The organism is Nocardia vinacea NBRC 16497, from assembly GCF_000308835.1.
Lineage (GTDB): Bacteria > Actinomycetota > Actinomycetes > Mycobacteriales > Mycobacteriaceae > Nocardia > Nocardia vinacea.
This window is the reverse complement of record NZ_BAGN01000161.1, coordinates 1-26,359: the sequence shown is the minus strand read 5'-3', so window position 1 is coordinate 26,359 and position 26,359 is coordinate 1. Positions and strand designations below refer to the sequence as shown.

Below are 26,359 nucleotides of genomic sequence, written 5' to 3'. Positions count from 1 at the left end.
CGGCCGTCGAGTCGTTATCGGGCACGGCGTCGAGTGGACCAGTCGGACGCAGTGCCGTTGACGGGGCGCGCAGCAATGGTGTGTCGACGTTCCGTCGAATCGTGGGCCGCGAGGACCGGTGAGCGGTCGCCGATCGCGGTTGCGGACCACACGGCGCACCGGAGTCGGCCCGATTCGGTCGCGGACCGGCCGGTCGGTAGCGCATGCCGGGCACATCCAGTGCAACACAGGCGAATTCGTTGCGCTATCGTCATCGAATCGACATCAGGAGGGTTAAATGTCGCATGACCACTCCGGTGCGGCCGATTCGGGTGATCGGCGCTCCGGTGATTCGTCGCTCGCCGCGTCGGTGCTGAGTGATGGTGCGCCACTGTCGGTTTCGCTCACCGATACCGATATGCGGGTGCTCGACACGCTGCTCGCGCCGCTGCGCGCGTGGACGAGTCCGCGGTTCTACGGCCTGGAGAACATTCCGGCCGAGGGGCCGGTGCTGCTGGTCGGCAACCACAATCTGATGGGCGGTATCGATGCGCCGCTATTGCTGCCCGAGGTGCTGCGCAGGCGCGGTCGACTGATCCGCGGGCTGGCCGAGAATGTGCTCATCAATGTGCCCGGCATCCGTCAGCTGCTGCACCACTTCGGCACGGTGCGCGGCAACCGCCGCAACTGCCTGGCGCTGCTGGCGCGCGGCGAGGCCGTCATCGTGTTCCCTGGCGGCGGTCGAGAAGCGGTGCGCCGCAAGAACGAGAAGTACGTCCTCAAGTGGGAGGGCCGCTCCGGCTTCGCGCATATGGCGATCGAGGCGGGCGCGCCGATCGTGCCGGTGGCGATGATCGGCGTCGACGACGCCTACGACATCGTCTTCGACGGCGACCATCCGGTCATGCGACCGCTGCGCTGGGCCGTCGAGGCGCTCGGTCTGAACCGGGACCTGACCCCGCCGCTGATCCGCGGCGTGGGACCGACCGGCATCCCGCGTCCCGAGCGCTTCTACTTCTCCGCCGGTGCGCCGATCGATCCGACGCCGTGGCGGGACGCGCCCGATATGCATGCCGCCGCGGTGGAACTGCGTGACGTGGTGCGCAAGGAGCTGGAGGAGGAACTGAAGTTCCTGTTCAGCGAGCGCGACCGTGATCCAGGTCGCACCCTGTTCGGCCGACTGCGCAGTCTGTTCTGAGTCTGCTCTCAGTTATTTGTCAGTAACTCTCCATACCTTGGCCGAATGGCTGGAACGAGAGTGCGTATGGCGGCGGTAGCGGGTGTAGCAGCAGTTCTGGTGGGATTTCCGGCCGCATCGGGTGGCTTTCTCGCGTCCGCGGACACCGTCGCCGATCCGGTCGTCGCGACCGGCAAATTGCTCACCTCGTCGCGCTCGTCCGATGGCTCGTATGTCGCCGATGTCGCGGTCAAGGACAACCGCAACCTGACCCTGCAGGTGTACTCGGCCGCCATGGGCAAGAACATCGAGATCCAGGTGCAGCGCCCGGCCGATACGTCCGTACCGCGCCCGACGCTGTATCTGCTCAATGGCGCCGGCGGCGGCGAGGATTCGGCGACCTGGCAGGCGCGGACCGATGCCGCGCAGTTCTTCGACGACAAGGATGTGAATGTAGTCACACCGGTCGGCGGTAAATGGAGCTACTACACCGACTGGCGCGCTCCCGATCCGGAGCTCGGCGTGAACATGTGGAAGACCTTCCTCACCGAAGAATTGCCCCCGCTCATCGATAGCGGACTCGGCGCGAACGGCACCAATGCGATTGCGGGCCTCTCGATGTCGGGTACTTCGGTACTGCAATTGCCCATCGCCGCACCGGGCCTCTACAAATCGGTGGCCGCCTACAGTGGTTGTGCACAGATCGCCGACCCCGTCGGCTACAACTTCGTCAACGCCGTGGTCGCCGCGGGTGGCGGTCGTTCGGCGAATATGTATGGGCCGCAAGGTGATCCGATGTGGGCCGCCAACGATCCGTACGTGCACGCCGACCAACTGCGCGGACTGAACCTGTTCATCTCCGACGGCACCGGTATCCCCGGCCAATGGGACACTCTCAACGGCCAGCACGCCCTGCCCGGCGTCGGCGGCCTCGCCGACCAGGTCGCCGTCGGCGGCGCACTCGAAGCCGCAAGCAACTACTGCACACACAACCTGCAGACCCGCCTGAACCAACTCGGCATCCCCGCCACCTACGACTTCCAACCCACCGGTACCCACTCCTGGGGCTATTGGGAAGACGCGCTGAAGGCGTCGTGGCCCGTGCTCGCGCAGGGACTGGGATTGCCTGCCTAGGTCGGGTTTGCCGATCGACTTGCCGAACCACCTCCGCCGGTCCAGGTGAGACCACGATTTCTGGCCCAGAAGTAAACGATGGTTCTCGTTCCGGGTACCGTATGTAGCAACGACGGGTCGGTGTGGACCGGCCGTGGGGTCACTAGGAGGTTGGCGTGGAGCGCACACTGTTCGAACCCGAACACGAGCTGTTCCGGGAGTCGTTCCGCAAGTTTCTCGATCAGCACGTCGCGCCGAATCACGCGAAGTGGGAAGAGCAGGGCATTGTCGATCGCGCGGTCTGGCTCGAGGCCGGTAAACAGGGATTCCTCGGCATGGCCATGCCCGAGGAGTACGGCGGCGGCGGGGTCAAGGATTTCCGCTACAACGCGATCGTCGCCGAGGAGTCGGTGCGCGGCCAGTACTCCGGCCTCGGCTTCGCCCTGCACAACGATGTGATCGCGCCTTATCTGCTCGAACTCGCCAACGATGAGCAGAAGCAGCGCTGGCTGCCCGGCTTCTGTTCCGGCGAGATCATCACCGCCATCGCGATGACCGAACCGGGCACCGGCTCCGACCTCCAGGGCATCAAGACCCGCGCGGTCCGCGACGGCGACGACTGGATCCTCAACGGCGCCAAGACCTTTATCACCAACGGCATCAACTCCGATATCGTCATCGTGGTCGCCCAGACCGATCCGGACAAGGGTGCGATGGGCTTCAGCCTGCTCGTCGTGGAACGCGGCATGCCCGGTTTCGAACGTGGCCGCAACCTCGACAAGCTCGGCCTCAAGGCGCAGGACACCGCCGAACTGAGCTTCACCGATGTTCGCGTTCCAGGTAAGAACCTGCTCGGCACCGAGGGCATGGGCTTCATCCACCTGATGAACAATCTGCCGCAGGAGCGCCTGTCGATCGCCGTCATGGCGGCCGCGGCCATGGAAGCCTGCCTGGAGATGACCATCCAGTACGTGCGCGACCGCAAGGCCTTCGGCAAGCCGATCGGCGCCCTGCAGAACACCCGCTTCGTGCTGGCCGAACTGGCCACCAAGACCACCGCCGTCCGCGTCCTGGTCGACCGCTTCATCGAAGATCTCAACGCGGGCAAGCTGTCTGTCGAGGATGCCGCCATGGCCAAGTGGTGGAGCACCGAGGAGCAGCTCTACCTCATCGACCGCTGCCTGCAACTGCACGGCGGCTACGGCTATATGAAGGAATACCCGATCGCGAAGGCCTACATGGACGCCCGCGTCCAGACCATCTACGGCGGCACCACCGAAATCATGAAGGAAATCATCGGCCGTTCGCTGAAACTGAGCTGATACCAGGCGGTTTGGACTCCGGCCGGTGACGTTGCCCGTCTACGGCTGGAGTTTTTCCGTTTTCGGGGGCATTGTCTGGGGAAGGATGCGGAGGGTAGGCGCGGCACCGGTCGCGCGGCTCGGGCCGGTGAGCGGTTGACGGATATTCGACGGAAGGCAGGTCGGGGACAGTGGTCGAGTCGGTGGCGCGACAGGGGCGTAGTGCTGAACACACTTTCGGGACAAGCGCTTTCGTCGTGACCGGTGATGGACGTCGGCTGCACTATATGGTGCGGGGAACGGGCGAGCCGACGGTTGTGTTCGAGTCGGGGATGGGTTTTTCGCGGTCGATCTGGGGGCTTGTGCAACCGGTGATCGCTGAGCGGATGCGCGCAGTTGTCTACGATCGAGCCGGTACCGGGCGCAGTGACGACGATGCGCGACCGCGGACGCTGGAACGGATGGCCGGGGATCTCGATACTTTGCTGCGCGCCTTGGGGCCGGGGCCTTTCATCCTTGTCGGACACAGTTGGGGCGGCCCCATCGTCCGGGTCGCCGCGGCGGCCGATCTCGGACGCATCCGCGGAATTGTGTTGGTGGATCAGAGCGATGAGAACTGCGAACTGTACTTCGCGCCTTCAGCGGATAAACGCTACGCGATGACTCGAGTGCTCATGCCCGCGCTCGCCCGGTCGGGTCTGTACCGAATGCTCGGCGGCAAAGTGGGTGGTGCGCAGCCCGCCGATATCGCCGCGGACCACCGCGCCGAGGACTTCACCGTGCGAGCCGCGCGGACCATGGTCGCCGAGCAGGATCAGTTCAGCGGCGAGCTGCGACGCCTTCGTGAACATCCACCCCAACTCGGCGCGCTGGACATCAGCGTCATCTCCGGCACGAAACAGCCACGCATCGACAAGCACACCCGAAGTGCGCTGACCGCCGCCCATCACAGCACCGCAGGCGCGTGGCCCAATGGACGGATGGTCGAAGCGACGCGCTCCGGGCACCTCGTGATGTTCAGCGAGCCCGAGGTGATCGTCGAGGAGATTCGCCGCATGGCCGGGGACGCGTAAGACGTTGTACGGATCTACTCGACCGCCAATGGTTTACGTCGTTGGGCGATCCATCGCCATGGCGGACAGCAATTCATATCCGACATGCGCGGCCGCGATACCGGTGATTTCGGCGTGGTCGTAGGCGGGTGATACCTCGACGATATCCGCGCCGACCAGGTTCACACTGCTGAAAGCGCGTAGCAGGTAGAGCAATTCGCGGCTGGTCAATCCACCCGCCTCGGGGGTTCCGGTGCCCGGTGCGTGTGCTGGGTCGAGGACATCGATATCGACCGAAACATAAACCGGCCGGTCGCCGATCCTTGCTCGCATTCGTTCGACCGCGGCTGAAACACCGTCGATTTCGATCTCGGGCGCGGTGATCGTCGCGAAGCCGAGCATCCGGTCGTCGGCGAGGTCGCCGCTACCGTAGAGCGGCCCGCGCGTGCCGATGTGCAGGCTCGCCTCGCGGTCGATCAGCCCTTCTTCCGACGCCCGTCGGAACGGGGTGCCGTGGGTATAGGACGCGCCGAAATAGGTGTCCCAGGTGTCCAAGTGCGCGTCGAAATGCACGACCGCGACCGGACCGTGTCGCCTGGCCACCGAGCGCAACAGCGGCAGGGCGATGGTGTGGTCACCGCCGATGGTCAGGAGTCTGGCACCGGTGCTGGTGATCGCGTCCGCGCCGTATTCGATTTCGGCGATCGCCGCATCGATATCGAACGGATTGCAGGACAAGTCACCGGCGTCGGTGATCTGCAATGCATCGAACGGAGAGATATCGAGTGCCGGATTATAGGGACGCAACAACTTCGACGACATGCGCACATGGCCGGGGCCGAGTCTGGCACCCGGCCGGTAGCTCACGCCGGTATCGAACGGAACGCCGACGATGGCAATATCGGTCGCGGCGACCTCATCGATACGCGGCAGCCTGGCGAAGGTCGCCGGGCCGCCGTAGCGGGGAATGACGGTGGCATCGACCGGTCCGACAGTGGTCATCGGTGAATGCTCCTCTCTGGGTGAGTGATACGTCAGTCGACGTAGTGCGGATCGATGCGGTCGAGCAGCCGCAGCAGCGCCGCCCAGGCCAGGTCGTACGCCGAGGTGTCGGCGAAGTCGTCGCCGGTTTCGGTGCCGGCCAGCTGCCGTGCGCTGTGTTCGCATACTTGCGGTGGTGGCAGCGTCAGCGGTCCGGCTGCGGCGGCCGAGACCTGGATCTCGCAGGCTCGGTTCAGGTAGAACATGCGCAGAAAGGCTTGCGCCGCGGTGGTGCCGACGGTGAGCAGGCCGTGGTTGCGCAGGATCATGACCGGATGGTCGCCGAGATCGGCGACGAGCCGGGCCTGTTCGTCGAGATCGAGGGCGATGCCTTCGTAGTCGTGATAGCCGATCCGGCCGTAGAACTCCATCGACATCTGATTGACCGGCAGCAGCCCCGCTGTGGTGGCGGCCACCGCACATCCGGCGCGGGTGTGGGTGTGCAGCACGCAGTGCGCGTCGGGCCGGGCGGTGTGTATCGCGCCGTGGATGACGAAACCGGCCGGATTCACCGGGTGCTCCGCATCGCCGACCGGGTGCCCCGCTGCATCGACGACCACCAGATTCGACGCGGTGATCTCCTCGAACAGCAGCCCGTACTGGTTGATCAGGAATCGCGGCGTCGGTCCCGGCAGGCGCAGCGAGATATGGGTGAAGATCAGGTCGGTCATCCCGAAGTGTGCGACCAGCCGGTACACCGCGGCGAGTTCGCGCCGCAACCGCAGTTCGATCGCCGGAGCATCCATCGCTGTGGTCATCAGTAGCCCGCTTTCGTCGCGACCCGATGCTGGAAGAGCGCGGTGATCTGGTCCCAGTGCGAGACCAGGTTCGTCGCGTCCGCGGCGGGTGAGCTGCGGCCGGTCTGCAGGCGGTGCAGCATCGGCATGTCCTGGTCGTTGACTTCCCACAGCACCTCGGTCAGCTGCTGATGGGCCTGCGTGAATTCCGCACCGGCCGCGGCCGAATCGACGAAGACCGCCATATGCTCGACTGTGTGATCCGGGGCGAACGGATGAAAGCCGATGACCTGGAACCAATCTGCCTCGAGGAACAACAGGGCATTGGGGAAGACACAGAAGATGTCCTGGTGCTCGAGCCGGTCGGCGGGGACGTCGCCGAGCCAGGGCAGGGCGCGAGCGGTTTTGTCCGCCTTGCCGACCGCTCCGTGCGGATAGGTGCCGCCCATGATGTCGGGATGCAATGCCACATCGTCGACGTCCAGCGAGGCGGTCACCGGGCCGACCTGGGGATGCACGAATGGCAGATGATAGAAGTCGAGGAAGTTCTCGACGACGAGTTTCCAGTTGGCGTCGACGTCGTAGCGTCGCTCCCCGGCAAGGTGGATCCGATCGAAATCGATATGCGCCCAACGGGTCAGGATCGGCTCGAGGTGGTGCACGAAATCGTCCGCGCACGCCTGCGGATCGGTGTCGGTAGCCGACAGATCGACGAACACCATGCCCGCCCACACGTGGCTGGCGACGGCGAGCAGACCCAGCCGTTCTGCGGTCGCCGGATCCACCTTCGCGCCCCGCTCCCGTCCGTAATACGGTGCGGCGGAAAGCTTTCCGTTCAGATCGAAGGACCAGCAGTGATAGGCGCACTGGATCCGGCGCGTGACGACGAGTGGTTCCTCGGTCAGCGCCATCCCGCGGTGGCGACACGAGTTGTGGAACACCCGGATCCGGTCGTCATCGCCGCGCACGATCAGCAGCGGCTTGCCGCCGATCGTGATCGGGTGTACCGCGCCGGGCTCGGCTACCCAGTGGGCGTAACCGGCCCACACCCAACCCGCGGAAAAGATACGGTCCTGCTCCAGCGCGAATTCCGCGCCACCGGTGTAGGCGCGCGCGGGTACCAGTGCGCGGCCGATGGGTAGGTCGGGGAGTGGGCCGGCGACGACCACATTTCCGCTCGGGGTCATCCGCTCGGGTAGGGGAAAGTGTATGTCGCTCAACGTATTCCTCCTCGGGATGTGGTGATCGGAACGCGGCGCGCGGCCGCGGCGAACGCGGCCTCGGCCCGGTCGCGCAGTATCAGGGTTTCGGCCCATCGATCGGAGAGTTCGTTGCCGTCCCGATCGGTGATCGCGTACGGCGTGGTGCCCAGTTCGGTGCAGAACAGCACCGGATCACGGCTGTCGCCGCGGCCTGCCAGGATGGCCGCGAAGGCGCGAATCCACCAGTCCTGGAACAGGTCCTCCCAGGCGCGGAGCTGCGGGAAGCCGAGCGGGATCTGCACCTGGCAGCGGGTCGCGACGCGGCCCTGCACGGATCCGGCGCGCGCGAACAATGCCTCGAGGTGACCTTCGAGCTCGGCGGTCGGCGGCAACGGGAACTCGCTGCCGCATACGTAGTGGGACAGGTCGATCGCCAGCCGCACGTCCGAATCGAGTTCATCGAGTAGGCGGGTGGTCGTGCGGATATCGTCGGTGAGCGTGTTGCGATGCGTCTCCAATTGCATCGTGACGCCCGCTGCGGCGCACCTGCGGTGCCAGTGCCGCACTGTTTTCGCGACAGCTGCCAGGTCATCGTCGAATACGCGGCCGCATACCACAATGCGGTCGGCGTCGATGGTGTCGGCGTAGCGCAGGGCGGCATCGAGATCCTCGTCGTCGCCGACGAAAGCGAAGACCGCCGTGCGTAGTCGGTGTCCGAGTGCGGCCGCGAGTTCGTCGGCGTCGGGCCGCCCACGAGCGCCCAGATCGACCGCGACACCATCGAATCCGGCTGCCACGAGCCGGTCGAGCTGTTCGGCGAGGGTCCACGCCCGGGTTGCGTTCCAGGGCAGATCTTCCATGGCCCACAGGGAATTGAACATCTCGAGACGCACGGGGCCGCCCGCCACCCGACGGCCACCCCGCACCGAATCGCTGCGCGATGCGGCGTTCATCGGGTCACCGTGGACGGTTCGGCGACGGGGTGTAGCGGGCGGCCGGTGCGATACCACTGCACCACGTTGCGCGCCTGGGTCAGGACATAGTCGCGTGCGGTCGCATCCGAAAGATAGGCCACGTGCGGGGTCAGCAGGACATTCGGATGTCCGGCGAGGCGGTCACCGGTCGCCGGCGGCTCGGCGTCGAGCACATCGAGCGCGGCACCGGCGAGCTGGCCGCGATCGAGTGCGTCGGCCAACGCAGTGGAATCGACGATACCGCCGCGGGATACGTTGATCAGCCAAGAACCCGGGCGCATTCGCGCGAGCAGGTCGGCGTCGAACAATCGCTCGGTGCTCGGATCGAGCGGCAGATGAATGGAGACGAGGTCGGAGTTGGCGACAACCTCCGTCAGCGATGCCGCGGTGACACCGGCGGGCACCGTGCGCCCCGAATGGTCATGGCCCAGAATCGAGGCCACCGAACCGGCGGCTAGTTCGGCGACCTTGGTTCCGATCCGGCCGAGTCCGACCAGTCCCAGGGTGATCTCGGACAACCGACGCGGACCGGATGCGGGCCGGTCCAGCCATCCTCGGCGACCGCGCAGCGTGAAGAAGTCGAGGCGGCGAACCGCGGCCAAGGCGAGTGCCCAGGTGTGTGTGGCGACCTCGGCGGTGGCGAGGCCCCCGACGGTCGCGACCCAAATGCCGCCGGCCGCAGCCGCATCGATGTCGACGGCGTCGTGACCGTGCGAGAGCATCGACAGGATTCGCACCCGGGGCAGGCGGGCCAGCAGGTTCGCATCGACCGGCGCGTAGCCGACCAGCAGTGCGGTGGCGTCGGCGGCTGCTGTGGCGATGGTGTCGGGGTCGCGCGTCTCGAGCACCCGCACCTCGAAACCGGCATTCTCCAAAACGGTTATGCCGGGAGCCGGGTCGAGGTCGTCGAGATCGGTGTAGACCGCGATCGGAGCCGGCATCGGCGGATCTCCTTCCGAGTCAGTGGACATGGGACAGGAAAGCGCGGGTTCGTTCGTGTTCGGGCTGGGTGAAGAATTGCTCGGGAGGTGCCTGTTCGACGATGACGCCGGAATCGAACAGTGCCACCGCATCGGCGACCCGCCGGGCGAATCGGATCTCGTGGGTCACCACGATCATCGTCATCCCCTGCGCGGCCAGGTCTTCCATCACCGACAGCACCTCGTTGACCAGTTCCGGATCGAGTGCGGAGGTCGGCTCGTCGAACAACATCACCGACGGCTCCAGGACCAGTGCCCGCGCGATCGCGACCCGTTGCTGTTGTCCGCCGGACAGTTCCGAGGGATAGTGCCGCAGATGTCCGGACATGCCGACGCGTTCGAGTATGGTCTCGGCGCGGTGCACCGCCTCGGCCCTGGGCAGACCGTGCACGGCGGTCAGGCCGAGCGTGACATTGTGCAGCGCATCGAGATGGGCGAACAGGTTGAAGCGCTGGAATACCATGCCGATATCGGTGCGCTGCCGGGCCAGCCTTCGCTCGGGCATGGGCACCGGATGACCGGTCCGGCTGGTCTCGATGCCGATCTCCTTGCCGTGCAGCAGGATCGAGCCGCTATCGGCGGGTTCGAGTAAGGCCATCAGTCGCAGGATGGTGGATTTGCCCGAGCCCGATGGTCCGAGCACGGCCTTGACCTCGCCCGGTGCGATGGCGAAATCCACGCCTTCGAGGACGACACGGTCGCCGTAACTCTTGTGCAGTGCGATCGTCTGCAGCAGTGGCGCGCCGGTCATACGGTCACCATGTCCTTCTTCGGGCCGGGCGTCCCCGACGAGACCCAGCGGTAGCGGCGTTCGATCAGGCTCTGCACGCCCATCAGCGCGCTGACGATCACCAGGTAGTAGACGAGCGCCGCGGTGTAGTACTCCGCGTATCGAAAGGTCACCGAGACTCCGACCTGCGCCGTGGTGAGTAATTCGCGCAGTGAGATCACCGACGCCAGTGAGGTGTACTTGAGCATCGCGATGAACTCGTTGCCGGTCGGCGGCAACGCGACCTTCACCGCCTGCGGCAGTAGGACTTTCAGCAGCACCTGATGCGGCCGCAGTCCGATCGCTCGGGCGGCGAGATGCTGTCCCTCGTCCACGCTCAGCAGCGCCGAGCGCAGGATCTCCGCCATGTAGGCGGCCTCCACCACGGCGAATCCGATGAAGGCCGCGATGAACGGCGTGAACCAGTCGTCGCGCAGACCTGGAAACAGCTGCGGCCCGGCGTTCCAGATGATCAGTAGCACGAGCAGGGAGGGGATGGCGCGGAAGAACCATACGTACGCGCCGCCGAGGGCGCGCAACGTGGGCACCTTACTGATCCGGGCGAGCGCCACGCCGAAGCCGAGTACGGTGGCGAAGATCATCGAGACGGCCGCGAGAGCGACCGAAAGCCAAGCGCCGCGCCGGAATTCGGCCGAGGTCAGGGCCTGGAGGAAGATTTCGCGATCGAAGGTCATTGCGCTGTTCCGGGACGAATTCGCGCCGGATCGAGCCCGTATTTGGTGGCGATCTTCGCGAGTGTGCCGTTGTCGGTCAGCGTGCGCACGGCTGCGGCCACCGGCCCGCTCAGCGGTGAACCCTTCTTGGTGAAGACGCCGAAAACCGTTTCCGCGGTGAAGACGCCGGGCACGGCGCGCAGCGCACCGCCGGATTTGGCGACCATATCGACCACCGCGACATCGGTCTCGATCAGCGCGTCCGCCTTGCCATTGGTCACCGCCGCAACGGTTTCGGCGGTCTTGGGGTAGGCCTGAATGGTGATGGTCGGCTTGCCCGCGGCGTTGAATCGTTCCGAAAGCTGTTGCAGGGTCTTCTCGTTGGCGCCGCCGCCTTGGACGGCGATAGTTTTGCCGGACAGGTCGTCGGCGGTGGCGATCCCGGTTTCGCCGCTCCGGACGATCAGTCCCGGTCCGGTCGCCAGGAACGGTGCCGCGTCGGCGACAGCGGTGCGTTCCGGGCTGACGTAGAGCGCGGACCAGAGCACATCGCATCGCTGGGCCTGTAGGGCGGGCATGAGCCCGTCGAACGAGGTGATCTGCCAGCTCGTCTCGACCTGCCACAGTTCGGCGACTGCGCGGGCGGCGTCGGAGTCGAAACCCACCGGGGCGGTGGTGTTTCCGTTTTCGAAGTACTCCATCGGCGCGTATTCGGGATCGGTGCAGATCCGGAGTTCACCACCGCGGATCAGACCCGCCGGTGCGGCACCGCTGGCGGCACTGCCTTGTGATCCGCTCCCGCAACCGGCGATCAGCAATACCACCCCGGTCGCCATGGCTACCAGTCCCAGCTTTTTCATCTGCTCAATCTCCTCCAGTGCAGTGGCGTTATGGTCAACGTTCCTGCCCTGATTGATGCTCGTTCAACTGAGATGCACGATAGAAACCGCGATAGGTTCAGTCCACACAAGAGACTGAGCGATGAGCGCCACAGTTTGATGCTCTGGAAAGCATCACCGAAGATTTTGGGCGATTATGTCTCCATGAGAAGGGACTTGCTGATGAAAGGTAAATTCGAACTGATCTGGACGGCGATTGTTAAGTTCCGATGACCGCGTCCGCGGCTACCGGGACGCACACTCTGGACGCCCGGATCCTCGAGGAGTTGCGCATCGATGGGCGGATCGGCCGAAACGAACTGTCCGCCAAACTCGGTGCGTCCCGCCCAACGATCTCCAAACGGCTCAATACGCTGTTCGACTCGGGTAGGGCTCAGGTGGTCGGCATCGTGCATCCGTCGACAATCGGGCTGGCAGCGCTCGCGCACGTATCGATCAGCGTCGATCAACCGGTGCGGCAGGTCGCCGGGCGCGTGGCCGGACTCGACGACATTCCCTATGTGTCCCTGACCAGTGGCCGGTATCCGCTGGTCGCCGAGATCCGCACCCGGGGGCCGCAGCAGCTCGCGGCCACACTCGACCGGATCCGCAGTATCGACGGTGTGCGCGACACCAATACGCTGTTCTATTCGGATCTGATCATCGACGTCGGTCGCCCGGAGCGGGCGTCGGCGGCCTCGATCGACGCGCTCGACGCGCGTCTGCTCGAGGTATTGCAGGCGGACGGGCGCGCGTCCTATGCCACACTCGCCGCGGCGGCCGGTACCTCACCCGGCACCGCGCGGTTGCGGGTGAAGCGCTTGATCGATGAGCGCATCGTCCGAGTCGCCGCACTGTCCGGACCGGGCCATGGCGATACGGAGTACGCCGTCGGATTCGGTGTGCGGGCCAGTGGTCGCACGGCGGGGCTCGCGGCTCTGCTCGCCGAACTTCCCGGCCTCCGCTTCCTCGCCGCGACGATCGGGCGGTTCGATCTGGTCGGCACCGTGCACGCGGCCGCGCTGGAGCATGTCGTCGCCGCCCTCGACACACTGCGTGCACTGCGCCCAGTGCTCGAGGTCGACAGCTGGGTGCATCTGGTCACGGTTAAAGAGCGCTACAGCAATGTGCCGCCGCGGGCGCCGGCGGCGAAGTCGTGACCAACCGTGGCGACGGAGCCGAACGCCGGCGAGGCGGAGTCGTGACCGCGCCGTTCGCGTCGATCCCGGTGCGCGGACGCGTCACGGTGCCGTCCCCGGTCCGCGGCGCATCCGATGAACTCGCCGAAGCCGCGTTGACCACTGTGCTGCTGGCCGGGGTCGTCACAGGTGGCACGGTGCTGGCACGTGCGCCGCTGCCGGAGCACATCGTGCGAACGGTGCGGTGTTCGGTTGCCGAAACGGGTGCCTATGTAGTGTCGTCGGCCGCTGGTCTGACGGCGACTTCGCGTGCGACCGGGGGCGAGGTGACGTCGTTTCGATGCACGGTGCCCGACCACCTGTTCGCGCTGTACGCCGTCACGGCCGCTCGGGCATCGGCCACCTGCGTGCTCACACCGTGCGGCGGCAGCAGCGCGGTCGAAGCGGCGGCGGTGTTGGCCCGGCTCGGTCTGCGTGCGCGGGCCGCCGGTCGCTCCGTCGTGATCGAACCCGGTTTCGTTGCCGGGGATGGGATTGTCGATCACGCCGGTGATATCTACCTTGTCCTGTCGACACTGCTCGTCGGTCTGCTGCGGTTCGGTACTCGGATCGTCGATACCGCGCCGTTGGACATCCGGATGCCGGACTTCGTCGATACCTGGTCCGCATTGCTGGTTGCCGATGAATTCCTGCTTCCCGGAAGCGCTCTCGTGCCCTCGGACTACATCATGCGCCGGCCGTGACGCACGGTCATCGCAGTCGAAGCGTGAATTCAGCCGCGCATGGCTCTTCGAGCGTCCATGGCCAGCATCGCCTGTTCGACGATTAGGCCGAGCTTGCCCGCACAGCGGATGGCGCTCGCCATGCGGTCGGGGGCGTAGCGGATATCCGGATCGGCCAGCAGTTCGGCGAGTTCCATTGCGGCCCAAGCCTCATCGTCGGTGAGTGGGCGATCGGACAGCCAACTGACACGCCATTGCGTCGGGCATCCTGGGTTCTCCAGGTGCGCGAACTCCACGGTGCGATCGCTGGTCAGAGCATATTCGGTGCGGTCGATGGTCAAGGTCCGCTCCTGTCGACTCGTAGTGGATCGGGACCGTTATTCATGGTCTGAGCTGCGAAAGCAGGGTCGGTAGTAGTCAATACAAGGTCCGTACGGCCCTTTCGGCCATGCGCGCGAAATCCCTATGGTCAGAGCGTGGTAGGAGGGTGGGCCGGGGGGCTCGATCCCGCGGAAATTCGAACTCGCGAAGAATTCGCCGCTGCGCTGTCGGCCTTGCGCGTCGCGGCGGAGCTGACTGTCCGTCAGACCGTGGAAATTTCGGGATGTCCGCAGGGCACGCTCAGCGGATGGTTTGCGGGACAACATGTTCCGACCGACGGCAACGAGAAGATGTTTCGCGCGGTGCTCGCCGTCTGCGGCATCGACGCGCGGGCGGAACAGGAGCCCTGGCTGACCGCGGTCCGCCGGGTGCGCGGTACCACCGGGCGTCGTCGCCGCGATGACGAGAGTCCGTATCGGGGGCTGGAACCGTTCCGATTCGATGATGCCGGTTGGTTTTTCGGACGCGCCGAGCTCACCGCGGAATTGGTGGGCAAGGTCGATGTACTGCTGCGCTCGCGGGGGCGCCCGCGCATTCTGTTCGTCATCGGCGCGTCGGGATCCGGCAAATCCTCCTTGTTATCGGCGGGTCTGTTGCCCGCGCTGCGGGAGGAGGGACTCACCGCCGGTGTCGCGCTGCCGGGCACACATCCGCTGGACGCACTGCGCGAACTCGAAGAGACCGAGGTCGTCGTACTCGATCAGTTCGAGGAGACCTGGACCCAATGCGAGGACGAGGTGCAGCGGGCCGCATTCCTGGAGGCGATCGCAGACCACCAGGGCACCCGAACGGTTTTCGTGCTCGGCCTGCGCGCGGACTTCTACCGGCACGCCGCCGAGGAATCGGTACTGCACGATGCGCTGGCCGCGAATGCGGTGCTGGTCCGGCCGCTGAGCAGTGATGGCGTCCGCGAGGTCATCGTCGAACCGGCGCGCAAAGCGGGCTGGACCGTGGACGAAGACCTGGTGCAGTTGCTGCTGCTCGAACTCGCACCGCATGGCTCCCGCGCGGCACACGATGCTGGTGCCCTGCCGCTGCTTTCGCACGCACTGTTGCAGACCTGGCAGCGCGGCACCCGGCGGCGGATGACCGTCCTCGATTACAACGCGGTGGGACGGATCGGGGGAGCAATCCAACGCAGCGCCGACGCCGTCTATTCCGATCTCACCACCCCGCAACGTCAGATCGCGCGCCGCACCTTCCTGCGCTTGGTGACCATCGACGAGGAGAGCGTGACCCGTCGGCGGGTGCATCGTTCGGAACTGTTCTTCGACGACGACACCGCCGCCGACGTCAATGCCGTGATCGATCGCTTCTGCGCCCAGCGCCTGCTCACCTGTGAGGAGGAGACCGTCGAAATCACCCACGAGGCCGTCATCGGCGCGTGGAACCGATTGTCGGACTGGGTGGACAGTGATCGCGGCGGCCTCATCGTGCACCGCAGACTCACCCACGCCGCCCAGGTCTGGCACGACAGTGGTTGCGATCCGGGCGAATTGCTCGGCCCGGCGAGGCTGCCGCTGGTGCAGGAGTGGGCGAGCACCGGCGGCCGCCACCGCGACCTGAACCAGCGCGAACGCGACTATCTCGCCGCCAGCTCTGCCGAACAGCAAGCCGCGATCCTTGCCCAGCGCCGCCGCACCCGCATCCTGCAGCGGCTGGTCGCGGCACTGGCGATGGCCTCGGTGGTTGCCCTGGTGCTTGCACTGGCGGCCTACACCCAGCAGCAGAGTGCCGCGCAGGCGCGCGATGACGCGATGTCCCGGCAGATCGCGTTGCAGGCGGTTCGATTGCGGGACAAGGATCCCGCATTGTCGGCGCAACTCGCCTTGGCGGCCTATCGGGTCGAGCCGACACTGGAAGCGCGTTCGGCGCTATTGGATTCGAGCGCCGTGCACACTCCGGTGCGGTTCGTCGGGGAACACGAGGGGCGCACGGTCGTCGCCACCGATTCTCGCGGCACGCTGCTGGCCATTGGTGCCGTGGATGCGACGGTCAGCCTGTATCGGGTGAGTGGCGGCATTACCCCGGCGACCGAGGTCGGTCGGATCCCGGCACCCGCGGGACCACCGGGGCCGCAGCCGATGGTGTTGGAGATCGGTCCGGGTGACGATGTCCTCGTCCGGATCACCGCCGGTCGAGTCGAGCTGTGGAATATCGCGAATCCGCGTGCACCGCATCTACTTTCGACCGTGGAACGTTCCGGAGTCACCTATACCGGTGTGGCATTCGGCCCGGACCGACACCAACTCGCCGCGGGCACCACCGATACCGGCCTGGCCAGATGGGATATCGCCGATCCCGCCCACCCGGTCGCCTTGCCCACGCTCGTCCTGCCCGCCGGTTCGCCTGTTGTGGCATTCAGCCCGGACAGCACAATGCTGGCCGCGGCGGGACCCGAAGCGTCGGTGCGGATCTGGCGTCTCAGTGGAACCGATGCAGAGCAGGTCTTCGACCGCGCTCGAGACGGTTCCACCGCGCAGGCGTTGGCGCTGCGGTTCAGCCCCGACAGCAAAACCCTTGTCGCGGGTGGTCGATCGCGTGAAGTGTTGCGCTGGCGTCTCGACGATCCGGCCGCACCGGCCGAGTTGCCGAGATTGCGCGGATTCGACAGCTACATCAACGATCTGATCTTCAGCCCCGACGGATCCCGGCTCGCTGTGGGCAGTTCCGACCACAGCACCCGCATCTGGAATACCGCCGCCGAGTCGACGGAGCCCGAGCTGATTCTGCCGAATCTCGCGATCGTCGTCTCGGTGCGCTACGCGCTCGGTGGACGCATGGTCGTCACCGGTGACGAGACCGGCGTGGCACACCTGTGGCCACTGCCCGGCCCGCTGCTGCGCGGTGCCCAGAGCACCATCTATCAGACACCGATCGAGCGCACCGGCACCCGATTCCTCACCGGAACCGGCGCGGGCGACAGTCGTCCCCGCATCTGGGATATCACCGATCCGGCCACACCGATCGACTACCCGGCGCTCGGTGTCGGCGATGACGAAAAGACCTGCGGTGCCGTTGCGTTCTCGGCCGACGGCACCCGCGCCGCCATCGGCACCCGCACCGGCCACATCTATCTCTGGGACGTCCGTGATCCCCGTCAGCCGCGTCGGCTGGGGCAACCGATCGACGCGGTCGAGGGCATAGTGGCCGCGCTCGCCTTCAGCCCCGACGGATCCGTACTCGCGGTCGTCGGACAGGACAATCCGATCGCAACGGTGTGGAACCTCACGGACCCGAACACCCCACAGCCCATCGCCGCCCTCGATCTGAAAAAGGCCTTGCCGAATCTGGTCGCCATCGACTCGACGGGCACCCTGCTCGCCATAGCCACCACCGATGACGTCGTTCGCATATGGGACATCCGCGATCGCGGCCGACCGCCGCGGGAACTGCCGTCGCTCAAAGGTTTCGACAACGACGTGGCCTCGGTGGCCTTCAGCCCGCAGAATCGGGTCATCGTCGCGGGCAGCACCGACCACACCGCCCGACTCTACGACCTGTCCGATCCTGAAAACCCCCGCAACCTCGGCACGCTCGACGGGCCGCCCGACCCGATCATCACGGTGAACTTCAGCCCCGACGGCCGCTACGTCGTCGGTGGCGGTGAGGGCAGCGATATCTGGATCTGGGATGTCATCGATCCGGATAGGCCACGCCGCGTCGCCGTGCTGACCGCATACACCGGCCGGGTCAACGACGCGGGCTACGCACTGGGCGGCCAACTGCTCATCGGCGCCGGCCCCGATAAGGTCGTGCGGCTGTGGGCGACCGATCCGGACCGTGTCGCCGATGCGCTGTGCGATAGCGGCAGCACCGGACTGAGCTCGGTCGAGTGGCAGCGCTACCTGCCCGGCGTGCCATCCCGACCGCTCTGTTCGACACGCTGACCCGCCGCGCAGCGCCTGTATGGACCTTGTATGGACTGTTCCGCATAGCGTTATCGCAGGTCGGACGATTGCGGAGCACTACTTCCGACTCAGGGACAACCATCATGTCGATACCTCTGCCAACCGTGAAACCGGACCCGACACCGGGATTCCAACGTGCGCTCGGTGTTTTCCACCGTGCTGCTCGGCAGGTTCCCGCCTATGCGGACTTCCTCGCCGCCCACGGCGTCTACCCCGCCGATATCCACACCCTCGCCGATTTCGCCGATGTGCCCGCCATGACGAAAGAGAACTATCTGCACCGATATCCGCTCGACGCGCTCGTCTGGCGCGGCGATATCACCAGGGCGGGAACGTGGTCGACGAGTTCCGGTTCCACCGGCCGCCCGACCTATTGGCCGCGCGATATCGCCTCCCTCGACGAGAGCACCGAACTTTACGCGCGGATCTTCCAGCAGTGCTTCGGATCCCAGCGCCGTTCGACGTTGCTTGTGATCGGCTTCGCCATGGGCAACTGGATCGGCGGCACCTACACCTACACCGGTGCGCTGATGCTGCGCCGCCGTGGCCATCGACTCTCGGTCATCGCCCCCGGCATCGACGCCGAAGCGATCCTGGACAATATCGCGACGCTCGGCCCGCACTACGACCAAGTGGTGCTCGCGGGCTATCCGCCGTTCATCAAGGATGTGCTGGACCGCGCGCCCGAAGAGGTGCTGGGTCAGGATCTGCGAATCCTGTTGGCGGGGGAGGCGATCAGCGAGAACTGGCGTGACTGGGTGCTGCGGCGGATCGGCAAATCCGGCGACCCCACCGCGACCTGCCTGATCTACGGCACAGCGGATGGGGGCATCATGGGCCACGAGACCGCGACCACCATCGCCGTGCGCCGACTGGCCGCGCGACAACGTGTCGTCGGCGCGGAATTGTTCGGCGCGGACGAAATCCAGCCCACCCTGGTCGAATACGATACCGACTATCGGTTCGCCGAACTCGATGCCGAGCAGCGCTTCCTGTTCACGGTCGACACCGCGATCCCGTTGGTGCGCTACCGCATCAACGATCAGGGCGCGCTGTTCTCGGCCACCGAACTCGCGGATCTGGTCGGTGACAACGAAATTCCGATTACCACCTCGACCGATTCGTGCAGATTCCTGGCTCTGCACCGGCGCACCGATATCGCCGCGTCCTTCTACGCGCTGAAGATCTACCCGGACAGCGTGCGAATGGCCTTGGAACATCCGGATATAGCTCCGACGGTGACCGGAAAGTTCGTACTCGCCACCAGCACCGGCAGGCAGTTCGAGCAGACCCTCACTCTGCGGGTCGAATTGCGCGCGGGCACGCACCCGATCGAGGGGTTCGAAGTGCGGCTGCGGCGCGCGATCGTGGACGCATTGGAACGCACGAACACCGAATACCGCCGCCTGCACCGGGCGCTGGGCGCGGCCGCCGAGCCCGAGATCAGCTTGCGGCCCTTCGCATCGGCCGGATTCGAAGCCGATATCAAACATCGCTGGACGGAGCGTGCGGCATGATCGAGATACTGCACCCTGCAAACGATTCCGCACGGATCGCGGAATTGCTCGCACCCGGCTCCGGATTCCGCTACGTCGACGCATGGGACGGATGCCTACCCGAACTGGTCGCCCTCGACCATCCCCGGCTCGTTGCCGCCACGCCGCAGGCACGAGCGGATATGGCGAATCACGTTGCGTCGCTGCGCCGTAGCGGACCGGACGCCCGCTATATCGTTTTTCCTTGGCGTCGAACCGTGGTGAAATTGCCCGATGCCGAACTCTTCTGGCGACTGCGCACGGCCCGCAACCGATTCCTGATCGAAACGCACGAGCAGCGAACCTGGTCGGAGGCTTTGATCGGCATCGCCGGGCTGAGTGTCGGCGCGGCGGCGCTCTCGGTCTGCTCGCTGACCGGCGCGCGACGCTTCCGTCTCGCCGAACGCGACACCCTCGGCACGACCAATCTCAACCGCTTGGCCGCCTCGGTCTGCGATCTGGGCGAGCCGAAACTGACACTCGCGCAACGCCGCACGCTGGAGGTCGATCCCTACACCCGGATCGATGCCTACCCGCACGGCTATGTGCCCGAGTTCGCGGACGACTTCCTCGGCGGGCACGGCACCGAGCGGTTGGCCGTGCTACTCGAGGAAATGGACGATCTGCCGATGAAATTCGATATCCGACGCCGCGCGAAGGCAGCCGGAATTCCGGTCGTCATGGTCACCGACAACGGCGACAATGTGCTGCTCGATATCGAACGCTACGACCTCGACCCGGCCTATCCGATCCTGCACGGCCGTGTCGAGTTCGCGGCGCACTGGTCGCTCGCCGAACTCGGCGATCCGGCCCGGCGGTCGCGCCTTGTCGGTGCCATAGTCGGCGGCGGACTCACCTCGCGGCTGCGCTATTCGCTCACCCAGGTGGGCCATACGTTGCCGACCTGGCCGCAGCTCGGCACCGCGGCGACCATGGCCGGCGCCGTGGGCGCACTGGCCGCGCGTTTGATCGCGTGCGGTGGCGGGCCGCGTTCCGGGCGCTATCGGGTGGATCTCGACGAACTGCTGGTAGGTGTGTCAGCCGTGAGTACGTCGTCGTGACCGTTGCGGCGGCACCAGCTGAGCAGGTAATGCGCGTGCACGCCGCACCACCGATAGATCGCATTGGCGGTCAGCGGTAATTCGGGATCGTGCTCGCCGCGTTCGAGCACGATCGGCCCGATATAGACGCTGGCCACCTTATTGGCGGTATTGAGACCGACCCGCGCGGCCTTGGCCAGTGAAACGGCATCTGTGGCGCGGCCCGCGGCAATGGCTCCGGCCAGCCGCGCGGCCGTCTCACCGCGTTGTCCCTGGAACAGCCGATACAGCGGGGGCGGTGTGGCCGGCGGCGGCTCGAGATGTGGCCGTCGTCCGGTCGCCGCCGGGGGAATCGCCTCCAACAATGCCGGGACACCAGAGGATTTCGAATAGAAACCGGCCAATTCCGAAGACCTGAGCAGTGCTTCGTCCAGATGGTCGCGCTCCATGCTGTGCCCCTGCGCCGCCATCAGCACCGCGGCCGGGCGTTGCGCCGAACCCAGCATATCCAGCACATCCAGGCCGTCGAAGCCGTACTCCAGCGCCGGATCGTTCCAGATCAGGTCGGTGATCACCACATCGAAGCGGACCTGGTGCACGACCTCGCGCCGCACGGCCTGCCGGTCCAGCGCCACCGCGATGGTCGAACCAGCGAATGCTTGTTTCAGTACCGGCTCGATGACCCGACCCAGCGGCGAGGCCACCAGTATTCGCAGGTGCCCCATATCCCGTTCGAGCAACATATTGCCCGCACCCAGGCTCATCGGGTGATTCTTACACCCGCCGTGGTCGTGTGCAGGCGAATTGCGGTACAGCACAGTGAATTTCCAGGAACCGATCCCTGCGAAATGTTTGGCTACCGGAGTGCAATGCCCAGAGTGTGACCATACGAACCCCGAAGACTACGCGTTCTGCGGGAACTGTGGGGCGCCCTCGCGCCGAGTGGATCCTGCGGAGGGGAGGACGCAGCCGACCGGACCCGGTCCGCTGCGTCGTGACGAGGCCACCCGGTATCTTTGCGCGGCTGTCCATTTGGACAGTGTGCTCGCCACCGCGGTGGTCGAGAAGGTATTGGAAGAACCGCTGCGATCGGTCGCTCGTTCACCCGGTGTCGATCTGGTCGCGGTGGCCAAACACGCTGTGGCCGCACGGACCCGGCATCTGATCCGTGATCTGGCGCTGTTCACTGTGCTGGTCTTACTGATCGGCAACCAATTCCTCGGCGTCGAGCCCGGCAGCGCGCTCAGCTACCTGAACGTCCTCGATCCGTTCGCGCTGTTGTCGAAGCCGGCGATGTTCGCCATCGTGCTCGCCTGGGTCGTGGTCTTTGCCGAGGCGTATGCGGCACGGTGGGGCCGAACCGCACATACGTTGCGGCGCGGCGTCTTTCGGGCGTCGCGCGCACCGGTGCCGCATCTGGCGGCGGTCCGCGGTGAAATCGAGCATGTGGCGGCGTACGCGGGCGGCAACGTCACGGTGTACCAGGGATATCAGCCGTTCCTCGGGCACGGATTTCCGCTGGGCGCCTGGTCGATGGCGCTGGATATCACCAAGGCGCGCAATGACGATGCGCCGATCCAGGAATTCACCGTCATCGAACTGAATGAGCGCCTGCGTAAGCAGATCGCCCAGCTCGACGTGCCGAATCTCGACGTCTACAACCGATTGTTCGTCAACGGCAACGATATTCATCATGATCGGCGCTTCCTGCCGGATGCGCTGGGTCGTCCACTCGACCGGGTTCCGGAGTCCACGATCGAAGCACTGATGCTCGCGCCGGAGGATCGCGCCCGGCCCTATCTGACCACCGAAATCATCGGCTGGGACGGCGAATTGGCATGGTCCGGATTCCTGCGACTGGCCGCCAGCTCCACTTCGCTGTTCGTGGAGTCCACGTACTGCATGGTGCCGCCGCTGCACAGGGCCTATCACGAAGTCGACGAACTGCTGTTGCGCCCGCGTCCGCGCCAACTGCTGAAACTGCTGTGGCGCAGTCTGCTCCGGCTGCCGCGCATGTGGCTGCGCGCCGTGCCGAATGTGCTGTACCAGGCCTTCGCGGACGTGCGCAGGCGCCGGAAGCTGGCGCGTCAGCAGAACGAGATCAGCCAGGTCTTCACCTTCGATCACGGTGCGCTGCTGAGCATTCGGGAGGCGGCCAGTGATCTGCGCGTCGATAAGCGTGGCAGGTCGATCGGCTACCACCGCTACTTCCAACTGCTCGACCAGGAGATGTACACCAAGATCCTGGAGAAACGGGTCTTCGAGACGCTGGCCGCCTTCCTCGTGGAGAAGAACATCGATCCCGACGAACTGCTGCGGCGCGGCGAACAGATCACCAATAACAGCGTGACCATCGGTGGCGATGCGACGCTGCTCAATTCGTCGATCGGCGGTTCGACCGCGACGACGGTGAACGCGACGGCCGGCGACGCGGCCGAACGATGAGACCCACGACCCAGTGGCACAGGAAGGCACCCATGGACAAGAACACCGGAGTCACCATCGGCGGCGATGCGCGGCTGTCCCGATCGGCGATCGGCGGACACGATGCGACGGTCACCAATACCAATGGTCCGCGCCATGCGGCGGCCCCGACGAATCTGCCCGAACTCCGCGACGCGCTGACCGAACTGCTGAGCATCATCGGCACGGCCACCGAAGGCATGGGTGATCGCGACGATATCGTCGCCGCCGTCGAACAGGCCCGCGCGGAGGCCGACAAGGACCGCCCGAACCGGCATCTGCTCGTCGGGCTCTTGCATGCCGTCGCCACGGCGGTGGTCGGCATCGGCTCGCTGGCCGGGGTGGTAACGACCCTGGAGGCCGCCGCCACCTCGATCCTCGGCGGCTGAGCGACGCGACGGTGCCCGGCGGTTCTCATGGCGACATGCTGGAAATGCCGGGGCCCGCTCCCCGGGACCTGGCAGCGGCACTGCACTTCGTGCGGTGCGCAGGTGTGCTGGAACTGTGGACGGGAACCGACCGATACCGCACGCCGGTTCTGCACCGGCTGCGGCACCAATCTGGCGTCTGGGCAACCTGAACGGCCCACTCCGAGAGCATCTTTCGTGAGCGCGCCGGTGCTGTTGCCGGCGGCACTCGCCACCGCCATCTCGGTGGTACTCGTATTCACCCCGTCCGACGGCCGGTCGGGGCCGTCCGCGGCGCCGAGCGCTTCCACGGTCCCGGTGGTAGTGGAAGCGCTCGGCGCTCGCACCCCGGCGACGACAACGACAAGCGCGCCGACGACTGTCACTGCAGTGGTATCGGCCTCCGCCGCCGTCGTTTACGCCTATTTCGACGCGATCAACCGGCGCGACTATCCGCAGGCGTGGGCGCTCGGCGGCCACAATCTCGACTCCAGCTACGACGATTTCGTGGCCGGCCTGGCCACCACGGACCATGACGCGGTGACGATCACTTCGGAAGAGGGCGACACCATTCACATCCGGCTGTCCGCCCGGCAATCCGATGGCGCCTACCGCACTTTCGCGGGCTATTACGTCGTTCGGGACGGCGCGATCGTTTCCGCATCAATTCACGTGGCCTGACCCAGCACGGCGGCGATGGTCGCGGCGGTCCAGCCGAGTTCCGCGCCGGGGCGGGTGGCGATGTAGTTCGCGATCTCTTCGACTGTCCACGCGTGGGATTCGGTGAGGCCTGCGGCGAGGTGGTGTATGTAGGCGGCTGACGGCGGGTTGCCGGGCAGGTCGGTATAGCGCCAAGGTGCGGTGATGGTGAGGACCGGATGGCCTTCGAAAGTGCCGGTGCAGATCAGGGTTTCGTAGCGACCGGGACCGAGTGTCGAGCGGCCGTGGGTGATTGCTTCGCGGAGGTCGAGGTCGGTTCCGGGGGTTCGGTACATCTCCTGGGCGGCGATATCGCAGAACTGGTCGATGGTGACCAGATGGGCGCGGGCGGCGGTTTGACCGGAGGCGTCGGGATCGTAGAAAGCTCGCCCGCCGGTCCAGGTCAGGGATTCGGTGGCGAAATATTGCAGGCCGGGCAGCGTCAGCGGTACCGAGCGCAGCGGTTCGGCCCCGTGGCGGCAGCCGGGGAGCGTGATCGCACCGCCGTCGGGTGTGCCGCCGGCGAGGTAGCAGCGCAGGCGGCTCAGATGCATATTCGAGCCGTACGACGCGTACCACACGGTCTCAGTCATGGCGCTGATTCGGGCATCGCACCCGCCTTCCGGTCGGAAATCACCTATGACACGAGCATGCCACGGGTGGCGGTATCAGCGCCTTGCGACCGTGAGCACGTCCGGTACCAGCGAGTTCGACAGCGGGCGATGCACCGGCCGCGCGGATGCCTCCACCGCGCCGCCGGTCCCTTCGGGGATGTCACCACAGCCTCAGTTGTCTGGGACGGAATTTGTACCCCAGGTGTATGCGGTGATGGCTGCCGGGCAAACGCTGACATTGCGGACGCACCGAATACAACGGGATCAAATTCCACGCACCCCTTGCGCCGGTGCGTTATTCGCGCGCTGGGGAAGTCGAATTCGCGGCGGGCGCGCGCGAAATGCGTACACTGGCCCAGCCGAAGCAAATCTGAAACAGGTGTCCGTCAGCCGACGTTGGAGGGTAATTGTCAACACGACGCGACGACATTCTCGACGCGGCACGGGACCTGATCGTGCGCGAGGGCTACGCCGGCGCCAGTATGCACGCGATCGCGCGAGCGGGGGGTGTTACCCGCCCCGCGCTGTACGCCGAATTCGGTGATAGGGATGAACTATTCGGGGCACTGCTCGATCGTGAGGAAGAACGGGTGCTGGCCATGGCGGCCGAGGCGACTCCGGTATTCCAGGAGGGCGCGGATCTGGCCGCGATGACGGCGGACGTCTCGGCCGATGCCGTCGACATCTTTCTCGACCTCGTCGCGGCCGCGCCGCAGAGCTGGCGATTCGTGCTCATGCCCGGCGATGGCCTACCCGAAACCGCGCACGAACGGGTGGATCGCGGCCGCGAGGCGCTGCGGGAGCGCAGTCGAGCGGTGCTCGCGCTGATCGCCGCGCTCACCGAGCGAGATATGGACGAAGAGTTGTTGAGCCACGCGGTGATCAGTGCGAGCGAGACCGGTGCGAGGCTGGTGCTCGCCGAGAACGGCGCGCATCGGCGCGAGGCGGTATCCAAGACATTGCGCTGGGTGGCGCGCCGTGCGGTCGCCGCCGCCGGAGTCGGGGAGAAGTAGCGATGGCCGATGCGAAACAAGCAGCGCCCCATAAGCAATCGACCAAGCGCAAGTACGCCAAGCGACTTCAGCCGGCGGACCGACGTGAGCAACTACTCGACGCGGCGTTGCGCATTGTGGCGGAGGTGGGTTTCACCAGCGTGAGCATCGCCGCCGTCGCCGAGCGTGGCGGGGTGACCAGGCCGGTCGTCTACGACTCCTTCGGTAGCCGTGACGAACTGCTCGAGGCGCTCATCGAACGCGAGACCGCCCGCATGGCGGCGGCAGTGGCCCGCTCGGTCGCCGAGACCGCCACGACACCCGAATTCGGCACCGCCGCACCGGAACAGCTGCCCGCGATGCTCGGCCACTTCCTGACCGAGGTCTGCTCGATGCCCGACACCTGGCGGCTGGTGTACTTCCCGATCGACGGTGTGCCGCCGGTACTGCGGGAACGGGTCGCCGCGGCTCGCGACGAATTGCGCGCACCACTTCGGCATGCACTCGGACTGTGGCTGGCGGACCAGCCCGATGCCGATGGCGTGGATCCGGATGTATTGGCCCAGGTCGTACAGGGCA

26 protein-coding genes are annotated in these 26,359 nt (G+C 66.0%); 15 read left to right on the top strand and 11 right to left on the bottom strand.

Annotated elements, in window-relative coordinates:
* Positions 1–277 precede the first annotated feature (277 nt).
* The 4 genes from ON44_RS21400 to ON44_RS21385 all read left to right on the top strand — a co-directional run bounded on the left by ON44_RS21400 (position 278) and on the right by ON44_RS21385 (position 4,643).
* Complete coding sequence (locus ON44_RS21400; protein WP_051182287.1) at positions 278–1,177, top strand: lysophospholipid acyltransferase family protein; 900 nt, start codon at positions 278–280, stop codon at positions 1,175–1,177.
* Positions 1,178–1,222: 45 nt separating this feature from the next.
* Positions 1,223–2,290 (top strand): alpha/beta hydrolase, encoded by a 1,068-nt coding sequence (locus tag ON44_RS21395; protein WP_083898037.1) that lies wholly within the window; start codon positions 1,223–1,225, stop codon positions 2,288–2,290.
* 155 nt (positions 2,291–2,445) lie between these two features.
* On the top strand, positions 2,446–3,591 hold the full coding sequence (locus ON44_RS21390) for an acyl-CoA dehydrogenase family protein (protein ID WP_040692823.1): 1,146 nt from the start codon (positions 2,446–2,448) through the stop codon (positions 3,589–3,591).
* Positions 3,592–3,857: 266 nt separating this feature from the next.
* Complete coding sequence (locus ON44_RS21385) at positions 3,858–4,643, top strand: alpha/beta fold hydrolase (protein ID WP_040692849.1); 786 nt, start codon at positions 3,858–3,860, stop codon at positions 4,641–4,643.
* A 33-nt stretch (positions 4,644–4,676) separates the two neighbouring features.
* Here ON44_RS21385 and speB read toward each other — a convergent pair whose 3' ends face one another.
* The 8 genes from speB to ON44_RS21345 are packed head-to-tail and all read right to left on the bottom strand — an operon-like array spanning position 4,677 to position 11,859.
* Positions 4,677–5,624, bottom strand: a complete 948-nt coding sequence (gene speB, locus ON44_RS21380; RefSeq protein ID WP_040692821.1) for an agmatinase — start codon at positions 5,622–5,624, stop codon at positions 4,677–4,679.
* Positions 5,625–5,656: 32 nt separating this feature from the next.
* Positions 5,657–6,421, bottom strand: a complete 765-nt coding sequence (locus tag ON44_RS21375; RefSeq protein ID WP_051182286.1) for a class II aldolase/adducin family protein — start codon at positions 6,419–6,421, stop codon at positions 5,657–5,659.
* Positions 6,421–7,620, bottom strand: a complete 1,200-nt coding sequence (locus tag ON44_RS21370) for an aromatic ring-hydroxylating oxygenase subunit alpha (protein WP_245567269.1) — start codon at positions 7,618–7,620, stop codon at positions 6,421–6,423. The genes ON44_RS21375 and ON44_RS21370 overlap by 1 nt, the downstream gene beginning before the upstream one ends.
* Complete coding sequence (locus ON44_RS21365; RefSeq protein ID WP_051182285.1) at positions 7,617–8,555, bottom strand: sugar phosphate isomerase/epimerase family protein; 939 nt, start codon at positions 8,553–8,555, stop codon at positions 7,617–7,619. Before ON44_RS21365 ends, ON44_RS21370 begins: the two co-directional genes overlap by 4 nt.
* On the bottom strand, positions 8,552–9,517 hold the full coding sequence (locus tag ON44_RS21360; protein WP_040692843.1) for an NAD(P)-dependent oxidoreductase: 966 nt from the start codon (positions 9,515–9,517) through the stop codon (positions 8,552–8,554). The genes ON44_RS21365 and ON44_RS21360 overlap by 4 nt, the downstream gene beginning before the upstream one ends.
* Before the next feature lie 19 nt (positions 9,518–9,536).
* On the bottom strand, positions 9,537–10,307 hold the full coding sequence (locus ON44_RS21355) for an amino acid ABC transporter ATP-binding protein (RefSeq protein WP_040692816.1): 771 nt from the start codon (positions 10,305–10,307) through the stop codon (positions 9,537–9,539).
* Positions 10,304–11,020, bottom strand: a complete 717-nt coding sequence (locus ON44_RS21350) for an amino acid ABC transporter permease (RefSeq protein ID WP_040692815.1) — start codon at positions 11,018–11,020, stop codon at positions 10,304–10,306. The genes ON44_RS21355 and ON44_RS21350 overlap by 4 nt, the downstream gene beginning before the upstream one ends.
* Positions 11,017–11,859, bottom strand: coding sequence for a transporter substrate-binding domain-containing protein (locus ON44_RS21345; protein WP_040692812.1), 843 nt, complete (start codon positions 11,857–11,859; stop codon positions 11,017–11,019). The genes ON44_RS21350 and ON44_RS21345 overlap by 4 nt, the downstream gene beginning before the upstream one ends.
* Positions 11,860–11,889: 30 nt before the next feature.
* On the opposite strand from ON44_RS21345, the gene ON44_RS21340 reads away from it, so the two are divergent.
* The 3 genes from ON44_RS21340 to ON44_RS21330 are packed head-to-tail and all read left to right on the top strand — an operon-like array spanning position 11,890 to position 13,759.
* Positions 11,890–12,111: a hypothetical protein gene (locus ON44_RS21340; protein WP_157187241.1), complete on the top strand. Its 222-nt coding sequence runs from the start codon at positions 11,890–11,892 to the stop codon at positions 12,109–12,111.
* The gene (locus ON44_RS21335) at positions 12,108–13,037 is read left to right on the top strand and encodes an Lrp/AsnC family transcriptional regulator (protein WP_040692810.1); all 930 of its coding nucleotides are present in this window, start codon (positions 12,108–12,110) and stop codon (positions 13,035–13,037) included. The genes ON44_RS21340 and ON44_RS21335 overlap by 4 nt, the downstream gene beginning before the upstream one ends.
* Positions 13,038–13,078: 41 nt before the next feature.
* On the top strand, positions 13,079–13,759 hold the full coding sequence (locus ON44_RS21330; protein ID WP_157187240.1) for a hypothetical protein: 681 nt from the start codon (positions 13,079–13,081) through the stop codon (positions 13,757–13,759).
* 29 nt (positions 13,760–13,788) lie between these two features.
* On the opposite strand, the gene ON44_RS21325 is transcribed toward ON44_RS21330, so the two are convergent.
* Entirely contained in the window at positions 13,789–14,079 is a 291-nt protein-coding gene (locus ON44_RS21325) for a hypothetical protein (RefSeq protein WP_040692807.1), read from the bottom strand.
* A gap of 135 nt (positions 14,080–14,214) precedes the next feature.
* Here ON44_RS21325 and ON44_RS21320 point away from each other — a divergent pair, with 135 nt between their 5' ends.
* The 3 genes from ON44_RS21320 (at position 14,215) to ON44_RS21310 (ending at position 20,626) form a co-directional block, all read left to right on the top strand.
* Positions 14,215–18,009, top strand: coding sequence for a WD40 repeat domain-containing protein (locus ON44_RS21320; protein WP_040692805.1), 3,795 nt, complete (start codon positions 14,215–14,217; stop codon positions 18,007–18,009).
* Positions 18,010–18,113: 104 nt separating this feature from the next.
* On the top strand, positions 18,114–19,547 hold the full coding sequence (locus tag ON44_RS21315) for a phenylacetate--CoA ligase family protein (RefSeq protein WP_051182284.1): 1,434 nt from the start codon (positions 18,114–18,116) through the stop codon (positions 19,545–19,547).
* On the top strand, positions 19,544–20,626 hold the full coding sequence (locus ON44_RS21310) for a ThiF family adenylyltransferase (RefSeq protein ID WP_040692804.1): 1,083 nt from the start codon (positions 19,544–19,546) through the stop codon (positions 20,624–20,626). The genes ON44_RS21315 and ON44_RS21310 overlap by 4 nt, the downstream gene beginning before the upstream one ends.
* Here the strand turns inward: ON44_RS21310 and ON44_RS21305 are convergent.
* Positions 20,566–21,369, bottom strand: coding sequence for an MSMEG_1198 family transcriptional regulator (locus ON44_RS21305; protein ID WP_245567268.1), 804 nt, complete (start codon positions 21,367–21,369; stop codon positions 20,566–20,568). The genes ON44_RS21310 and ON44_RS21305 overlap by 61 nt on opposite strands.
* A gap of 178 nt (positions 21,370–21,547) precedes the next feature.
* On the opposite strand from ON44_RS21305, the gene ON44_RS21300 reads away from it, so the two are divergent.
* The 3 genes from ON44_RS21300 to ON44_RS46950 all read left to right on the top strand — a co-directional run bounded on the left by ON44_RS21300 (position 21,548) and on the right by ON44_RS46950 (position 24,156).
* A complete protein-coding gene (locus ON44_RS21300; RefSeq protein ID WP_157187239.1) occupies positions 21,548–23,050 on the top strand; it encodes an AbeC-like domain-containing protein in 1,503 nt (500 codons plus the stop codon).
* 32 nt (positions 23,051–23,082) lie between these two features.
* Positions 23,083–23,457 carry a hypothetical protein gene (locus ON44_RS21295; RefSeq protein ID WP_040692802.1) on the top strand — a complete coding sequence of 125 codons (375 nt, stop codon included), beginning with the start codon at positions 23,083–23,085 and terminating at the stop codon, positions 23,455–23,457.
* A 216-nt stretch (positions 23,458–23,673) separates the two neighbouring features.
* Complete coding sequence (locus tag ON44_RS46950; protein WP_051182283.1) at positions 23,674–24,156, top strand: hypothetical protein; 483 nt, start codon at positions 23,674–23,676, stop codon at positions 24,154–24,156.
* Here the strand turns inward: ON44_RS46950 and ON44_RS21285 are convergent.
* Positions 24,144–24,767: a hypothetical protein gene (locus ON44_RS21285; protein ID WP_040692800.1), complete on the bottom strand. Its 624-nt coding sequence runs from the start codon at positions 24,765–24,767 to the stop codon at positions 24,144–24,146. The genes ON44_RS46950 and ON44_RS21285 overlap by 13 nt on opposite strands.
* 428 nt (positions 24,768–25,195) lie before the next feature.
* On the opposite strand from ON44_RS21285, the gene ON44_RS21280 reads away from it, so the two are divergent.
* Both ON44_RS21280 and ON44_RS46945 read left to right on the top strand, forming a co-directional pair.
* A complete protein-coding gene (locus ON44_RS21280; protein WP_040692798.1) occupies positions 25,196–25,801 on the top strand; it encodes a TetR/AcrR family transcriptional regulator in 606 nt (201 codons plus the stop codon).
* Positions 25,802–25,803: 2 nt separating this feature from the next.
* A partial coding sequence (locus tag ON44_RS46945; RefSeq protein WP_051182282.1) for a TetR/AcrR family transcriptional regulator occupies positions 25,804–26,359 on the top strand: 556 nt, incomplete at its 3' end.

Coding starts and splice junctions, on each gene's coding strand:
- ON44_RS21400 (WP_051182287.1), top strand. CDS start 278: ATGTCGCATGACCACTCCGGTGCGGCCGATTCGGGTGATCGGCGCTCC.
- ON44_RS21395 (WP_083898037.1), top strand. CDS start 1,223: ATGGCTGGAACGAGAGTGCGTATGGCGGCGGTAGCGGGTGTAGCAGCA.
- ON44_RS21385 (WP_040692849.1), top strand. CDS start 3,858: ATGGTGCGGGGAACGGGCGAGCCGACGGTTGTGTTCGAGTCGGGGATG.
- speB (WP_040692821.1), bottom strand. CDS start 5,624: ATGACCACTGTCGGACCGGTCGATGCCACCGTCATTCCCCGCTACGGC.
- ON44_RS21375 (WP_051182286.1), bottom strand. CDS start 6,421: ATGACCACAGCGATGGATGCTCCGGCGATCGAACTGCGGTTGCGGCGC.
- ON44_RS21365 (WP_051182285.1), bottom strand. CDS start 8,555: ATGAACGCCGCATCGCGCAGCGATTCGGTGCGGGGTGGCCGTCGGGTG.
- ON44_RS21360 (WP_040692843.1), bottom strand. CDS start 9,517: ATGCCGGCTCCGATCGCGGTCTACACCGATCTCGACGACCTCGACCCG.
- ON44_RS21355 (WP_040692816.1), bottom strand. CDS start 10,307: ATGACCGGCGCGCCACTGCTGCAGACGATCGCACTGCACAAGAGTTAC.
- ON44_RS21350 (WP_040692815.1), bottom strand. CDS start 11,020: ATGACCTTCGATCGCGAAATCTTCCTCCAGGCCCTGACCTCGGCCGAA.
- ON44_RS21345 (WP_040692812.1), bottom strand. CDS start 11,859: ATGAAAAAGCTGGGACTGGTAGCCATGGCGACCGGGGTGGTATTGCTG.
- ON44_RS21340 (WP_157187241.1), top strand. CDS start 11,890: ATGGTCAACGTTCCTGCCCTGATTGATGCTCGTTCAACTGAGATGCAC.
- ON44_RS21335 (WP_040692810.1), top strand. CDS start 12,108: ATGACCGCGTCCGCGGCTACCGGGACGCACACTCTGGACGCCCGGATC.
- ON44_RS21315 (WP_051182284.1), top strand. CDS start 18,114: ATGTCGATACCTCTGCCAACCGTGAAACCGGACCCGACACCGGGATTC.
- ON44_RS21310 (WP_040692804.1), top strand. CDS start 19,544: ATGATCGAGATACTGCACCCTGCAAACGATTCCGCACGGATCGCGGAA.
- ON44_RS21305 (WP_245567268.1), bottom strand. CDS start 21,369: ATGAGCCTGGGTGCGGGCAATATGTTGCTCGAACGGGATATGGGGCAC.
- ON44_RS21295 (WP_040692802.1), top strand. CDS start 23,083: ATGGACAAGAACACCGGAGTCACCATCGGCGGCGATGCGCGGCTGTCC.
- ON44_RS21285 (WP_040692800.1), bottom strand. CDS start 24,767: ATGACTGAGACCGTGTGGTACGCGTCGTACGGCTCGAATATGCATCTG.